Annotated in this window: 16 protein-coding genes, 1 riboswitch and 1 other annotated feature; of the genes, 13 read left to right on the top strand and 3 right to left on the bottom strand. The window is 43.7% G+C overall.

The annotated features are described in order from the left end of the window. The first annotated feature begins 17 nt into the window (after positions 1-17). Positions 18-117, top strand: a riboswitch (SMK box riboswitch). Then, a complete protein-coding gene (gene metK / locus FD27_RS07225) occupies positions 115-1,302 on the top strand; it encodes a methionine adenosyltransferase (RefSeq protein WP_057751969.1) in 1,188 nt (395 codons plus the stop codon). Its footprint overlaps the riboswitch before it by 3 nt. Positions 1,303-1,367: 65 nt before the next feature. Continuing rightward, on the top strand, positions 1,368-1,727 hold the full coding sequence (locus FD27_RS07220) for a hypothetical protein (RefSeq protein WP_057751958.1): 360 nt from the start codon (positions 1,368-1,370) through the stop codon (positions 1,725-1,727). Here the strand turns inward: FD27_RS07220 and FD27_RS07215 are convergent. Further along, positions 1,678-2,307: a phosphatase PAP2 family protein gene (locus FD27_RS07215; protein ID WP_057751955.1), complete on the bottom strand. Its 630-nt coding sequence runs from the start codon at positions 2,305-2,307 to the stop codon at positions 1,678-1,680. The genes FD27_RS07220 and FD27_RS07215 overlap by 50 nt on opposite strands. Positions 2,308-2,393: 86 nt before the next feature. Then, positions 2,394-2,599: a binding site (T-box leader), on the top strand. 70 nt (positions 2,600-2,669) lie between these two features. Here FD27_RS07215 and leuS point away from each other — a divergent pair. From leuS to FD27_RS07200, 3 genes are all read left to right on the top strand, one after another. Next, positions 2,670-5,090, top strand: coding sequence for a leucine--tRNA ligase (gene leuS / locus FD27_RS07210; protein WP_057751952.1), 2,421 nt, complete (start codon positions 2,670-2,672; stop codon positions 5,088-5,090). A gap of 252 nt (positions 5,091-5,342) precedes the next feature. Then, complete coding sequence (locus tag FD27_RS07205) at positions 5,343-5,606, top strand: type II toxin-antitoxin system HicB family antitoxin (protein WP_057751950.1); 264 nt, start codon at positions 5,343-5,345, stop codon at positions 5,604-5,606. Between the two features lie 80 nt (positions 5,607-5,686). Then, positions 5,687-7,339 (top strand): putative polysaccharide biosynthesis protein, encoded by a 1,653-nt coding sequence (locus FD27_RS07200; protein WP_057751947.1) that lies wholly within the window; start codon positions 5,687-5,689, stop codon positions 7,337-7,339. Positions 7,340-7,409: 70 nt separating this feature from the next. Here FD27_RS07200 and FD27_RS07195 read toward each other — a convergent pair whose 3' ends face one another. Continuing rightward, positions 7,410-8,270, bottom strand: a complete 861-nt coding sequence (locus tag FD27_RS07195; protein WP_057751944.1) for an NAD(P)H-hydrate dehydratase — start codon at positions 8,268-8,270, stop codon at positions 7,410-7,412. A gap of 91 nt (positions 8,271-8,361) precedes the next feature. Here FD27_RS07195 and pepV point away from each other — a divergent pair, with 91 nt between their 5' ends. The 5 genes from pepV to FD27_RS07170 all read left to right on the top strand — a co-directional run bounded on the left by pepV (position 8,362) and on the right by FD27_RS07170 (position 13,056). Beyond that, entirely contained in the window at positions 8,362-9,762 is a 1,401-nt protein-coding gene (gene pepV, locus FD27_RS07190; RefSeq protein ID WP_057751942.1) for a dipeptidase PepV, read from the top strand. A 70-nt stretch (positions 9,763-9,832) separates the two neighbouring features. Continuing rightward, positions 9,833-10,330 carry a universal stress protein gene (locus FD27_RS07185; protein ID WP_057751939.1) on the top strand — a complete coding sequence of 166 codons (498 nt, stop codon included), beginning with the start codon at positions 9,833-9,835 and terminating at the stop codon, positions 10,328-10,330. 213 nt (positions 10,331-10,543) lie between these two features. Beyond that, positions 10,544-11,929, top strand: coding sequence for a L,D-transpeptidase (locus FD27_RS07180; protein WP_057751936.1), 1,386 nt, complete (start codon positions 10,544-10,546; stop codon positions 11,927-11,929). Between the two features lie 69 nt (positions 11,930-11,998). After that, entirely contained in the window at positions 11,999-12,409 is a 411-nt protein-coding gene (locus FD27_RS07175; protein ID WP_057751933.1) for a hypothetical protein, read from the top strand. Between the two features lie 47 nt (positions 12,410-12,456). Beyond that, positions 12,457-13,056 (top strand): glycoside hydrolase family 73 protein, encoded by a 600-nt coding sequence (locus tag FD27_RS07170; RefSeq protein ID WP_268872918.1) that lies wholly within the window; start codon positions 12,457-12,459, stop codon positions 13,054-13,056. A 62-nt stretch (positions 13,057-13,118) separates the two neighbouring features. On the opposite strand, the gene FD27_RS07165 is transcribed toward FD27_RS07170, so the two are convergent. After that, entirely contained in the window at positions 13,119-13,751 is a 633-nt protein-coding gene (locus FD27_RS07165; RefSeq protein ID WP_057751927.1) for a deoxynucleoside kinase, read from the bottom strand. A gap of 191 nt (positions 13,752-13,942) precedes the next feature. Between FD27_RS07165 and FD27_RS07160 the strand changes: the two genes are divergently transcribed. From FD27_RS07160 to FD27_RS07150, 3 genes are read left to right on the top strand one after another with little or no spacing between them, the layout of a single operon-like run. Beyond that, entirely contained in the window at positions 13,943-14,578 is a 636-nt protein-coding gene (locus FD27_RS07160) for a hypothetical protein (protein WP_057751924.1), read from the top strand. A 58-nt stretch (positions 14,579-14,636) separates the two neighbouring features. Next, entirely contained in the window at positions 14,637-14,867 is a 231-nt protein-coding gene (locus FD27_RS07155; RefSeq protein ID WP_057751921.1) for a hypothetical protein, read from the top strand. Further along, positions 14,860-15,528, top strand: coding sequence for a CPBP family intramembrane glutamic endopeptidase (locus FD27_RS07150; protein ID WP_057751918.1), 669 nt, complete (start codon positions 14,860-14,862; stop codon positions 15,526-15,528). The genes FD27_RS07155 and FD27_RS07150 overlap by 8 nt, the downstream gene beginning before the upstream one ends.

The raw sequence follows: 15,528 nt of genomic DNA, 5'->3' as shown, positions 1-15,528 counted from the left end.
TGCTAAGATGGTTCTCGTTATGAAGCAAATTCCCGATAGGATTCACAGCAATGTGAAGATGCCTTGTAACCACATAAATCGTTTCTAGAACTCAGTATGGGGGAATTAAATCACATGGTAGAAAAACATTTATTTACGTCTGAATCTGTTTCGGAAGGCCACCCAGACAAAATTGCTGATCAAATCAGTGATGCAATTCTGGATGCAATGTTGGAACAAGATCCAGATTCCCGGGTTGCCGTCGAGACTTCTGTAACAACCGGGCTAGTTTTAGTCTTTGGTGAAGTATCAACAAAGGCTTACGTTAATATCCAAAAAATCGTTCGCGATACAATTCGCCGGATTGGTTATACCGATGGAAAGTATGGTTTCGATGCTGATAACTGTGCGGTAATCACGGCCATTGATGAACAATCACCTGACATTGCGCAGGGGGTTGATGATTCACTTGAAACTCGTGAGGGTGATGGTGATCCGCTTGATAAGATCGGTGCTGGTGATCAAGGACTAATGTTTGGCTATGCTACTGATGAAACACCAGAATATATGCCATTAACATTGATGTTGTCGCACAAGCTGATGCAACGCATTGCTAAATTACGCAAGGACAACACCATTCCTTATTTGCGGCCAGATGCTAAGGCTGAAGTGACAGTGGAATACGATGAAAATGACCGACCATTACGCGTGGACACGGTTGTCTTGAGTACTCAGCATGATCCGGAGGTCTCTCTTGACCAAATAAAAAAAGATGTTAAGGAACAAGTTATTAAAGCTGTGATTCCAGCTAAGTATTTAGACGATCAAACCAAGTACTTTATCAACCCAACCGGCCGCTTCGTGATTGGTGGCCCTCAGGGGGATGCTGGTTTGACTGGTCGGAAGATCATTGTTGATACTTATGGTGGGGCTGCTCATCATGGTGGGGGCGCCTTCTCCGGTAAGGATGCTACAAAGGTTGACCGTTCTGCCTCATACGCTGCTCGCTACATTGCCAAGAACTTAGTCGCTGCTGGCTATGCTAAGAAGCTGGAAATCCAAGTCGCTTATGCCATTGGGGTTGCTGAACCGGTTTCTATCTCAATTGATACTTTCGGCACTGGAACAAAGAGTGAAGCTGAACTGATTGCTGCTGTTCGGCAAGTCTTTGATTTAAGACCAGCCGGCATTATCAAGATGCTCGACTTGAAGCGGCCAATTTACGAACAAACCGCTGCTTATGGACACTTTGGCCGGACTGATGTTGACCTTCCATGGGAACATTTGGATAAGGTTGAAGAATTAAAGAAAATTTTAGGCTAAATAAAAGAGCTCAGTCGTTCTTGTTCAGAAACAACTGAGCTCTTTTCAACTATGGAGGAAAGAAAATGGCAGACGATCAATATCAATATGATGAGAATGGTTTTCGCGAAGACCTGAAAAATCGGGATGACGTTTTGCACCAGCCGGATGCTGACCGGACCGAGCGACAGTTAACGACCCTGGATTATGATCAAACAATGGCCTTCTTTAGTGATCAGACACCCGCTAAACCGGAATACAGTTTAGATGAAAAGGTGTTGGATCAGATTCGCAAGGACCATCCAAAAATTAACGACACCGATATAGAAAGTGTCATCAAGGACAAGTACCAGCAAATTCTGTTAGCCCGTTATAATGATGCCCAGGATAGCAACGTTACAGTTGCTGGGGGAAATAGTGACTCCACAACCAATCAAAAGTCGTAACTATCCAAATGCCTAATGACCAGCCCCCGAGCACGTCGGTTGGGTAATGGGCACCGACGTAAATTCGTGAATAACCAATCAACATGATCATGAGTACCCATATGAAAGTGAGAAGCCATTTAAGATTGGCTCGTTTGCAAACCCGCCAGGTTAGCAGAATGAGCGAACCGCCAACTAGAGCGACCGTACTGGAGTGCCCGGATGGAAAACTATAGCCCGAGTAATGCATCAAGATGTTATTGCCAGGGCGTGGGCGGCCGACAATTTCTTTAATAAATCGGTTAAAGAATAGGCCACCAAGGATGGTCAAGAAGATTTGAGCAAAGAAGAGACGGTTTACTAACCACCAAGCGGCACTAATGGTTAATAAGATCCAACCACATGCCCAGCTAAAGTTATACAACTTAGTCAGGTGCGTCCACCACATAGTCTGAAAGCTACTCCGATGAGCATTGATCATGATACGGATGGATTGGTCAAAATGATCAGCACTCGCTGGAGCACCTAATTGCCAGCAAATTAGTAGAATGAAAATGATTAAGCTGACCCACCACCAAAACCTTGTAATTGATATTTTCATAACACAACTCCTTAAACATTCTCAATTGTAGCAAATCACTTGATCTTATTCTTGCAAATGGACGAAAAATTTGTTATATTCTCATTAATATCTAATCAAACGAGGACTAGTAGCTTTAATTTTTGCTTCAGAGACCACATGGTGCTGTGAATGTGGGTAATGGATTGAGTGAACTCACCTCATAATGAGCAATGCTGAACCGAGTAGGCGTTGACGTTTTCCGCGTTAAGGAGTCAAGAGCTACGTTTTAACGTAGAATACGGGTGGTACCGCGGCTAGTTTCGTCCTGTAGATGTGTTGCATCTGCGGGATTTTTTTGTTTGGTTAGTAAGATGTTGTAGATTTCAAAAAGGAGTATTGGTATGGCATACGATCACACTGCCATTGAAAAAAAGTGGCAACGTTTCTGGAAGAAAAATAAGACCTTTAAGGCCGAGATTAATCATGACCAAAAGAAGTATTATGCGTTGGACATGTTCCCATATCCATCAGGACAAGGACTGCACGTTGGTCACCCTGAAGGTTACACCGCTACCGATGTTATGGCGCGTTTGAAGCGGATGGAAGGCTTTAACGTCTTACACCCAATGGGCTGGGATGCGTTTGGGTTACCAGCTGAACAATACGCGTTGAAGACGGGCCATAATCCAAAGAGCTTTACTAACCAAAACATTAACCACTTCCGTGACCAAATCCAATCACTTGGTTTCTCATATGATTGGGACCGTGAAGTTAATACCACTGATCCGCAGTACTACAAGTGGACACAATGGATCTTTGAACAACTGTACAAGAAGGGCTTAGCTTACGAAAGTGAAATCATGGTTAACTGGGCTCCTGACTTTATGGGTGGTACCGTTGTGGCTAACGAAGAAGTGGAAGACGGTAAGACCAAGCGTGGTGGTTATCCGGTTTACCGGAAGCCAATGAAGCAATGGGTCCTGAAGATCACTGCTTATGCAGATCGTTTGATTGACGACTTGGACTTAGTTGATTGGCCAGAAAGCGTTAAGGAAATGCAACGGAACTGGATTGGCCGTTCTGAAGGTGCTTCCGTCTTCTTCCCAGTAGCTGGCGATGAAGATACAAAGATTGAAGTCTTTACTACCCGTGCCGATACCTTATTCGGTGCTTCCTACGTCGTTTTGGCTCCTGAACAGGAATTAGTCGATCAATTAACCACTCCAGAACACAAGGATGAAGTTAAGAAGTACCAAGAAGAAGCTTCTCGTCGTTCCGACCTTGAACGGACTGATTTGAACAAGGACAAGACGGGGGTATTCACTGGTTCTTACGTGATCAACCCAGTTAATGGTAAAAAGCTGCCAATCTGGATTTCAGATTACGTCCTGGCATCATACGGGACTGGTGCGGTGATGGCTGTGCCAGCCGGTGACCAACGGGACTTCGACTTTGCTAAGAAGTTTGACTTGCCAATCAAGCCAATTATTGAAGGGGCGGACCTTTCAGAAGGTGCCTTTGATGGCGATGGCAAGCACATTAATTCTGGCTTCCTGGACGGCTTAAACATTGCGGACGCTAAGGCCAAGATGATTGACTGGTTAACTGAACATAAGGCTGGTCATAAAAAGGTTAACTACCGTCTTCGTGACTGGATCTTCAGTCGGCAACGTTACTGGGGTGAACCAATTCCAGTTATTCACTGGGATGATGGGCGGACAACCCTGGTTCCTGAAGATGAATTACCACTGAAGCTGCCTGATACCGACAACATTGAACCATCTGGAACCGGTGAAAGTCCATTAGCCAACGTTAAGGATTGGGTCAACGTTTATGATGACCAAGGTCGTCACGGATTACGTGAAACTAATACCATGCCACAATGGGCTGGTTCATCATGGTACTGGTTACGATACACTGATCCACACAACGACAAGGAATTTGCTTCTAAGGAAGCTTTGGACTACTGGTCACCAGTTGACTTATATGTTGGTGGGGCTGAACACGCTGTTCTTCACTTACTTTATGCCCGGTTCTGGCACAAAGTTCTTTATGACTTAGGCTTAGTTCCAACCAAGGAACCATTCATGAAGTTAGTTAACCAGGGAATGATTCTGGGTGCTAACCATGAAAAGATGTCCAAGTCCAAGGGGAATGTTGTTAACCCAGACGACATTGTTGAAAAGTACGGTGCGGATACTCTTCGTTTGTACGAAATGTTCATGGGACCGCTGACCGAATCTGTTCCATGGGATGAAAAGGGCCTGCATGGTGCTTACAAGTGGATCCAGCGGGTATGGCGGTTGTTAATGGATGACAACAACCACCTGCGTGATCGGGTTTCGACCTTCAATGATGGCCAGTTGACCAAGGTTTACAACGAAACCGTTAAGAAGGTTACAGAAGATTACGAACGGATGCACTTTAACACCGCTATTTCTCAACTGATGGTCTTCGTCAATGAAGCCTTTAAGGCAGATGACTTGCCTGTTGAATACATGGAAGGCTTTGTTAAGATGATTTCGCCAGTTATCCCTCACGTGGCCGAAGAATTATGGTCACACTTCCATGTTTCAGATACCATTACTTATCAACCATGGCCAAAGTATGATCCAAAAGCCTTAGTTGAAAATGAAGTTGAAGTAATGATCCAAGTTAATGGGAAGTTACGTTCGAAGATCAAGATGGCTAAAGACATCGACCGTGAAGAAGCGGAAAAGTTAGCTTTGGCTGATGAACACGTTAAGAAGTTTACGGACGGCAAAGACATCAAGAAGGTCATTGTTGTGCCGAATAAGATCGTGAATGTGGTGGCAAAATAGTAGAGGGTGTGAGGCCGTTGAAAGCCCTGTATGGCTTAGTCTAGTAAGATTCTTGAGGTGCGCACATTAAGTATTCTTACGTAACTAGACACTAAGGGCTTAGGCCGAGCACGTTTATTCAGCTACATTAGAACATCGCTTGACGACCTAATCAGTAAACATGTACATTAAAGCAGTGGAGTGGCCGGTAAGTTGATTAAACTTACCGCCTCACTACACTGTTTTTTTGAATTTAAAATTTGGAGAAAAATAATGGAAATTGTTAGCTACCCTGCTTTATTTCAAAAGCAAAATAATCAAATTGAAGTCGACTTTCCTGACCTACCAGAAGCCTTTACTCAGGGTCATGATATGGATGAGGCCATGGACTATGCTCAATTGGGCCTGGCCATCACCATTAATGATAAGTTAGGACATTTTGAGACGGCTCCACAGGCGTCGTCCATTGAACAAGTTCAAGCGGATCATCCAGGCGTAACCGTTAAAATGGTGACGGTTGATCTTGATAAATATTAATTAAATAGATTTGCGCCTGACTATTAATCAGGCTAAAATGGTAATTATTGATTTTGAATAAAGATAGGATGAAACCAATTATGAATGAAGAACAACAAAGTGGACCAACAGCGTCTACCAAGGTTGATGCTCGTTCTAAAATGCTGACGGGGTCCGCGTGGATGACTGCCGGAAGTATTACTTCGCGTATTTTAGGGGCATTATACGTTATTCCTTGGGTAACTTGGTTTGGGGCATACAGTAACGTTGCTAATGCCTTGTTTGCTCAAGGTTACAACATTTATAACCTGTTCTTAACGGTGGCCACGGCGGGGATCCCATCCGCAATTTCTAAACTGGTTGCTCACTATAACGGGATTAACCAGTATGGGGTGAGTCGTAGTTTATACCGGTCGGGAATGTATGTTTCGACCGCGATGGGGGTTATTTGTGCGACCATCATGATGTTCGGGGCCTCGTTAACTATTATGGATAATGGTGACCCGAATATGATCCCGGTTATTCGTTCACTGGCATGGGCAATTTTGATTATTCCACCAATGGCAATTACGCGCGGATTCTTACAAGGCTACAATTGGATGGCCCCATCTGCAATTTCGCAGTTTGTGGAACAGCTGTTTCGGGTTATTTACATGCTGGCGGCCACTTACCTGATTATGAAGATTCAAAAGGGCAGTTGGGTCCATGCGGTTACCCAATCAACCTTCGCAGCTTTTATCGGGGCGGTTGGTGCAATTATCGTTTTGGAAACAGCATGGTTGAAGCACCGGAATGAAATGAATTCGCTAGTAGCTCAAGGAGAGGTTAACCATGATGTTGCCACCCGTGAATTGATATTTAAGATCATTTACCAGTCCATTCCGTTTATCATTATTGAGTCTGGGATTATTTTCTTCCAATTGATTGACCAGTACTCATTCAAACGGATGATGCCACTAGTTGGTAACTTTAATAAGTATCAAATTGATGTGCTTTACGCCTTATTTGCCTTCAATGCCAATAAGTTATACATGATCGTTATTTCCTTAGCATCGGCTTTAGCAGCAACGGTTATTCCTTTATTGGCGATGGCGCGGGCACAAAATGATCAGGATGGGATGCGCAAGCAGATTCAAAACGTCTTGCTGTTGTTCTACTTTGTGATGATCCCTGCGGCGTTGGGACTATTTGCCGTTGCTCAACAGATCTACACGGTCTTCTACCGTTACGATCGCGCTGGAATCGTGGTTCTGCAGTTTGCGGCCTTCATTGCCATTCCAATGGGACTATATACAGTTGGGGCAGCCATGATGCAGGGAATCTCTGAGAACCGCCGGATGATGAAGTACTTGGCAATTGGCTTGATTGTTAAAATGATTATTCAGTTCCCATGTATCTGGGCTTTTCAAGGATTAGGACCACTGTTGGCCACCGGGTTATCCATGTCCGTTACTAACTACCTCATTATCCATTCATTTAATATGGAATTTAATTTAAACTTTGCAAAGATGGCCACACCAACCAATCAAATCTTGGCTTATTCATTAGTAATGGTGATCATTACTAAAGCGGTAATGATGCTGATTGGCTTACTCGTTAGTCCATATGGTCGTTACACCGCCTTCTTCTCCTTGATTCCAGGAGTGATCGTTGGGGTAGCAGTGTATGGATACTTGGCTTTACACTTCCGTCTTGCTGATAACTTGCTAGGTGGCCGGGCGGCTGGCTTACGTCGGCGCCTTCACATGGCTTAGTAATATAAAATAAAAAGACTGTCCGTGAACCAAATTGATTTGCGGGCAGTTTTCTTAGTTAGTAATAATGTTAGTTTAAGAAGCCAATGTGGTCTTCATCGTGTCCCTTTTCCATCTTTTTCATAAAGGTCGGTAGTGCTCGACTAATTTGGTGGGGGAGCACAATGTATTGCGATTCTGCAATTTGCTCTGCGACGGCGCTGTGGGCATATACAGCCGCTAAGACGGCTTGAAGAGGATGCTGAGAGAATTCGGCGGTGAAGCCACCAACCATTCCAGCTAAGGTGTCACCCATGCCACCAACCGCTTGGGCAGGAGTACCGATAGTAAGCTGATAGACTTTATCATCGGTATAGATTTCGGTGTGATGTTTCTTCAGAACTACAGTCGCACCTAATTTAGCTTGGGCAGCCTTATTACGTTCTTCGCTTTGGTCTGCAATCTTAATTCCCGAGAGTCGTTGCCATTCCATTTGATGAGGTGTATAGATGATATTACCTGCTGGTTGGGATAATCCTTCCCGGGCCATTAAAGTAATTGCTGACCCATCAATTACCACGTTCTGCTGGTTACTGGTATGAGCAAAAACGTTCTTCAAGATATGCAGACTTTGCTGGTCATCGCCGAGCCCTGGGCCCACCACAACCGTTGTCGCTGGTTCAACTAGTTTAGCGACTTGTTCGTCGTCATTGAAATCGGCAAACATTGCTTCTGGTAATTGCGAATGAAGTGGACTGGCATTTATAGGATCAGTACAAGTGGTTACTAATCCGGCACCTGCACAGACGGCAGCCGTTGAAGCCATGATGATGGCGCCACCAAAGTTTTTATTACCACCAACTAACGTAATCTTGCCAAAGGTTCCTTTGAAACTATCTTTGGGACGGGGCTTAATGACGTCAAAGAGAATTTGATCAGTCAATTTTTCCATCGTAAACACTCCTTCGTCAACACTATTCAATCGTGTTCTTACACATTCATGGTATCATTATTTGTAAGAAATATTAATTGGAGGTTTACGAATGACAAATTGGCAAGAAGCTGCTGAAGGGCAGAAGAAGAACTACTTAGCAGATTTAACTAACATTATGAAAATTGCCAGTGTGCGTGACGATAATGCAGCCACGGATGAATTTCCACTGGGTCCGATGCCCGCCAAAGCATTACAAGCATTCTTAGCAATGGCGGAAAAAGATGGTTTCCGGACTAAGAACATTGATAACTTAGTCGGGTATGCCGAATGGGGTGAAGGTAACGAAACTTTAGCCATCCTAGCACACTTAGATGTGATGCCAGCTGGTAAGGGATGGAATACCGACCCGTTTCAACCGGTAATTAAAGATGGCAATATTTATGGTCGGGGCGCTTCTGATGATAAAGGACCGGGTATGGCCTGCTACTATGCCTTGAAGTACTTGAAAGACCATGGGGTGCATTTCAACAAGAAAGTCCGCTTTATCGTTGGGACGGATGAAGAGAGCAACTGGACGGGGATGCATCGTTACTTTGAAGTAGAGCCAGCACCAACTCTCGGTTTCTCACCAGATGCTGAGTTCCCGGTTATTAACGGGGAAAAGGGGCAGGCTTCATTGAAGCTTACCGTGCCAGCTGGTAATGGGGATGGAATTAACTTGAAGAGTTTTCAATCCGGCTTACGGTTCAATATGGTGCCACGAGAAGCTGTGGCGGTTCTAGAATATGCTGATGCAGCCCAAATCAAAATGGACTTAGAAAAGTTCCTAGCTGATAACCCCGTTAAAGGCAGCGTTGAAGAAGACAATGGTAATGTTACTGTTACGATTATCGGTAAGGCCGCTCACGGGATGGAACCTGAAAAGGGAATTAATGCCGGAACGTACTTGGCAACCTTCTTAAACCAATACCCATTTGAAGGTGGAGCTGCTCACTTCATTGAATTTCTTGCCAAGTATCTGCATCTGGATACGCGGATGGAGACGTTTGATGGTGCCTTTCGTGATGATGTCATGGGTGAAATGACCATGAATGCCGGAATCCTGAACTTTACAGCTGAGGATGGCGGTCATATTGACATGAACTTCCGCTTCCCTAAAGGCATTACACCTGACCAGATTCAACAAATTGTCCAGCCAGTTGCAGATCAATTGCAAATTAAGGTTGAACAGGGGCCAAGCCAGAAGCCGCACTTTGTCCCTGCTGATGATCCACTAGTTCAAACTTTGATGAAAGCATATGTTGATCAGAGTGGTGATCAAGACGCTGAACCAGAAGTTGTCGGTGGTGGTACTTATGGCCGTTTGATGAAACGTGGTGTAGCGTTCGGGGCCCTAATGCCTAACACACCAAATACGATGCATCAAGCAAATGAGTACCAGCCAGTGGCTGACTTAATCAAGTCGATGGCCATTTATATGCAGGCAATTAATGATCTGGTCACAGACTGATCCATACCGTCATCTTATGCTAAAATAAAGGTAGATGGAAACATCCAATTGAATAGTGGAGGTGTGGAAAATGAGTTATTCAAAAATTTTAGTTGGGATCGATGGTTCCAAGCAATCAGCAATGGCTTTTGATAAGGCGGTGGAAATCGCTAAGCGCAATGAAGCAACGCTGTATTTGCTGAGTGTAATTAATGGTGAACGTTACCCAAGCACTAGTCCAAGCGGCTATGGCTTTGTTGATCACAGCATTTACGAATCTGCTGTTGAAGAAATGAACAAGCAGTTGGCTCATTTTAAGGATAAGGCCCAGAAAGCGGGCGTTGATTCAGTTGAGACGGAAGTTGAGATTGGCAATGCCAAGGTTGAACTTGCAGAACGTTATCCAAAGGAACACGACATTGACCTGATCGTTATTGGAGCAACGGGCTTGAACGTTGTCGGTCGGTTGATTGTTGGTTCTACTGCGGCTTATACTATTCGAGTTGCTCCTTGTGACGTTACAGTTGTTAAGACTGACGAAAATAATAAGAAGATTGATATCAAGGAAAGCTCATATCCAGAAATCTAAGAGGATGCTATTCGATGGCGCTTTGATCTCCAATGATCAAAGCGCTTTTTTATTAACATTCGAGCAAACTGTAATGTTTTATTGCCCTTGTTCGTGGTAAAATACAACAGTTAACTGTTTTACTAAACAGCCAGATCGATCTTTTTAGTAAAACAAGCAATGGATACTAAACAGAGACGAACAATAATGTGAGTTTCAAGGGGAGATTAAATAATGCGGTTTCGTATGAAGACTGTTGTGGCAATTATTGTTGTGGTAATTTTAATTGCCTTTGGATGGATAGGCTGGCATCAACACAACCACTTCAATCGAAATGTCACTATTAATGGCGTCAATGTTGGTGGAATGACTGTTGATGAGGCCTTTGACCGAGTAAAGTCAGATCACCAGGATAATAAGGTTTATCTTGATGGTAAGTTGATATATGACGGTGCGGATACTCAGGCAACAATGACCAGCACAGACCGATCTAAAGTTGAGCGCGCACTGGCCCAGCAACGGACAATTCTACCTTCACGGAAGAACTATCAGCTGCAGATAAACCCTGACCAAAATAATCAAACGCGGTTAGATAAAATTACATCGACAGTCACGTCAACGGTGAACAAAGAAAATCGGGGACGTCGGGCACCACATGATGCTTATGCCTTATTAAAGAACGATAAGGTCACTGTGGTCGCCGCCCAGTCGGGTACGAAGATTGACGAACAACGAATTAAGCGGGAACTTAATCAACAACGGAATAACAGCGTCATTCGGCTGAACAGTCACCACGAACAGCCACTAAGTGCTAACAGTACCACTGTTCAACACGAAAAGGCTCAATTGAAGAAGTTATTAAATCGCCATGTCACTTACCAGGTTGAACAGAAACAATATCGCTTTGGTACTGATGATGTGATCACGAGTGCTACTTATCAACATGGTCACTACCAATTTAATACGACTGCTGTTAATAAGCGGATTGCGAAAATCAACCGTCGTCAGGCTACGCTTGGGCGGAAGTTCAAGTTTAAGACGCACAGTGGTAAGGTAATTGAAACTAGTCAGGCCGGTACATATGGTTGGAGGATCAGTAAAGAACGAGCTGGTCAATCCTTAGCTCGTGCCATTGCGAATGGCACCAAGAAAGTTGAAGCTAAGCAGGATATTTATGGGATCGGCTATAATAAGCGTGGAACTGGCTATGGTGTTACTAGCAATGATGGAATTGGCGATACTTATGCCGAACTGTCAATTGCTGACCAACATGCTTGGTTCTACAAAGATGGTAAGTGTGTCTTTGAAGCTGATGTCGTTACTGGGAAAAACAGTCGGAAAGAAGATCAAACGCCCCTGGGTGTCTGGTATATTATGTATCAAGCCTCTCCTTCTGTCCTGAAAGGAACTGATGATTCTGGCTCTAACTATAGCAGTAAGGTTCACTGGTCCCAATTTACCAATAGTGGTTGTGGATTCCACGATGCTTCATGGCGGCATAATTGGTCCAAGACCGCTTACCTGAACGACGGTTCTTCAGGATGTGCTAACATGCACCCGGTTGACGCAGGACCAGCATATCGGGCACTGCAAGTTAACGAACCTGTTGTGGTTTATTAAATTTAAAAAGTGCAAAACTCTTCTTTTTACGTTCTTAATAGGTAGGACGTAAAAGGAGGAGTTTTTATTATGTCCAGACCAATTATGTTAGGAACCTTCGTAGCGCTAATGGTATTGCAGACGCCGTTAGCGGCCTTGGCGAGTGCTAGTACAGATGCTGAAAACGCCGTTATTGAGGACCGGACAATTTCATATGAGCAATTGCGCAGTTATGGTCCACGGTACGCCACTGATTTTATCAATGCTTATCATTATGGAACGATCACTTACCGTCAGGGCTACCAAGCGGGAACAAATGACTACTTTCATCATCGGCTGTACCAACCGCCGCAAAACCACGTCGGGCAAGTTGGGTATCAACGGGGATGGCAGCGAGCGCAAAATGTTCAGACACATTCAGCAGCGTCATTAAGACAGGAAGCATCGACCCCATCAAATGAGAAGCGACCAACCATATTGATGATCAACAATATCCGGTAAATGCTCCAGCACCGAACCAAGCCCATTTCATTAACCGAATTGCTAAGTTGGCACAGCGATTGGGAAAGCAATATGACTTATACCCCTCAGTCATCATTGCTCAGGCGGCCTTGGAAAGCAATTGGGGAAGTAGTGATCTTAGTCGTTCCCCGTACCATAACCTTTTCGGGGTAAAAGATAATGGCCGTGGTGACACGATCATGGCTCCAACTAGTGAGTACTTTGCTGGCCACCAGCACCAGGTTAAAGACCGCTTTCGGACCTATGATAGTGATTGGGCGTCACTGCTTGATTATGGGGAAACCCTCCAGAATTCGCTGTACCATAATGTTCATCGTTCAGTATGTTCACATTACCGTCAAGCCACCTATGCTTTATTAGGCAAATACGCTACTGATCCCGAATATGACCGTAAACTAAACCGATTAATCGACCAATACCAATTGACCAAGTATGATCAACCGTTGCGGAAAAGTGCGGTCCATCATCCAGTTCATGCCACTTACCATGATGTCACGGACTCTGCTAGCAATCATCATTCATCATCACATACTAGCCATCATTACCCAACACCCATTGTTTCAGTAATGGGCGGGGCCGGAACAGCTGGATTATTCCAATTGGTCCGGCGATTCTTGTTTAAATGAAAAAAGCCATTAGCATTCAGCATGGTGAATACTAATGGTTTCTAATGAATATCTGTTAAATATTAACGAATATCTTTGAGACGGTCGTCAATCATTCCTAATACAGCTGTGACATTGGCTGGGTTTTCTAGATCGTACTTTTCTAGGTCAATTTTCATCTTCGGACTAGCGTCATACTCGCGATACCATTGCTTGTATGCTTTCCACATTTTGTAGTAATAATCCTTCAGTTCAGGATTAGTATCAATCTGTTCATAATCACGCCCACGTTTTTTGATCCGGTAGAGGATTGTTTCAAAATCCGTTTCTGAATAAACCATCAAATCAGGAGCTCGTTTGGGGAGTCGTTGCAAGTCAGCCATCATGTTATCAAGAAGCTTCAGGTATACTTCCAATTCAGTATCAGAAATATTGCCTTCTGCGTTATTTTCCTTGGTAAATAACGCATCTTCGTAAATAGAACGATCAAGAACGTTATTGTCATCTTTTAAAGCGCGTTTGATCATTGAAAAACGTTTATTTAGAAAATAAATTTGGAGAAGAAAACCATATTGCTTCGGGTTCTTGTAGTATAACGGCAAGACGGGATTTTCGCCGACCGGTTCGAAAAATGCTTTTGTATGTAAGTGATCGGCAATCTTACCAGTAAGCGTGGTTTTGCCGACACCAATCATTCCTGCTGTAATAATCACCATAGTTGACCCTCTTTACTTAAAATTAAACACAAGAACCATCTTACTACAAAATATAGCAATTTCCTATTTTAAAAAGTCATATATTGTGTGATTACTTCAATTCGCTTATCATTCAAACAGGCTGTTATGATTGCCATTAACGGTTCAAAACTGGTACACTACTTTGAGTAACTTTTTTCATCCTTAATTGAATGATAACCGAAAGAGGGACCGCTTTGACTGAACAGATGAGTAATGAAGAAGTTCGTATTCAGCTAACGATTGCCAAGCAACAAGGGACGTTGATAGAAGTTCATAATCTCCCTCATGATGACTACTTTAATATTGGCTTCGTTGTCGGTTTGGATACCACCTTTTGCTTGCTGATTAGTATAGATTGGGATGGCAAAATCAATGATTTAGTTGCTATTCGATTGGATACTATTCGGTATACCGCCAGTGGAACAGATTATTTAACGACCGTATCAGAAAAAACTAAGGTGGCCCACGAACATCACTATTTTGACTTGTGGCATATTCAATCTTTCTTAGATGAGCATCCAGATTTTCCCAATGGCCCCATCCTTGAAAAAGCCTTAGCTGATTCGTATCAGCATCAATTGCCAGTCGTGATTGGCACTGATAAGTACCAGGGGCATGATGATTTCACAGGGATGATTCATGAACTTAATCAAATTACTTTGAACCTTCACTACCTGAATGAACATGACCTGTCATCTATGTGGACTTATGACATTCCTTTGAAGCAGATTACCTATGTCCGGATGCGGGGAACACAGATGCACACTACAAAGCAAATTATGGACGATGTGTTTCACCAGTATTAGTGACTTGCGTGAACACGGATGCTTTAGTAAACTGATTGAAAAAAATGGAGATAATGTTATGAAAGCAGATATGATCCTGAAAATTATTATTCCACCAGTGATTATCTTTGCCGTACTGATCTGGCTTACAATTGCCAAAGTCCTCACTGGCTGGTGGTTATATATTGTTTGGATTCTGGGATTTATCGTCGCTAATGTGATTGTGACCCGGATTACGGCCCGGTGGAGTATCCAGCGACAACGGGCCAAACGGTTAGCGGAGGAGAAGAAGGACCACCACAATGAGTAAACTTTGGAGTTTTATAAAACGAGTCGGTACCATGGCCGGCTTTTTTCTCTTTATTCAGGTACCGCCAGTAGCGGTCGAGATAGCTAACCGGCACCCCCATGCTGAATCAATTGTCGGCCCGATGTTGGCTGTTTTTATTGGCCTCATGCTGGCAGTGATTGTTCTTGCACGCAGCATGTACCGTCGTTATAACCAGTTAGGTAAACCGCGGGGGATTCGGCTTGGCGCAATTTTTCTCGGGTACCTGACGATCTTGTTTGCTGAAGGAATTCTTGGCAATTTAAACCAGTTGTTTTATCATCAGTCGGAAACAGCCAATAATGCTAATTTGGCAATGATGTTAGGACATAACCCGTTAATCACACTGGTATTTTCTTTTTCGGCGGTGGTTTTGTCACCGATTGCAGAAGAGTATATTTTCCGGGGAATTTTAACGAACATGTTTTTCAAGCCCGGTTCTTTCTGGCCTAAAATTATATTATCAGGGATCGTCTTTTCTTGTGGTCACCTTAGTACCAATCCAATTAGCTTTGCAATTTATGCGGTGATGGGGATGGTGCTAGCTTTTGTTTACCGGCGGACAGGCGACATCCGCAACTCAATGATTCTCCATGGGATTAATAACTTGGTTGCAATGATGCTCTTACTTTCACAAATTTAA

This window comes from Limosilactobacillus frumenti DSM 13145 (assembly GCF_001436045.1).
Taxonomy (GTDB): domain Bacteria; phylum Bacillota; class Bacilli; order Lactobacillales; family Lactobacillaceae; genus Limosilactobacillus; species Limosilactobacillus frumenti.
The sequence above is the reverse complement of the archived record's forward strand: the minus strand, read 5'-3'. Positions and strand labels throughout refer to the sequence as shown.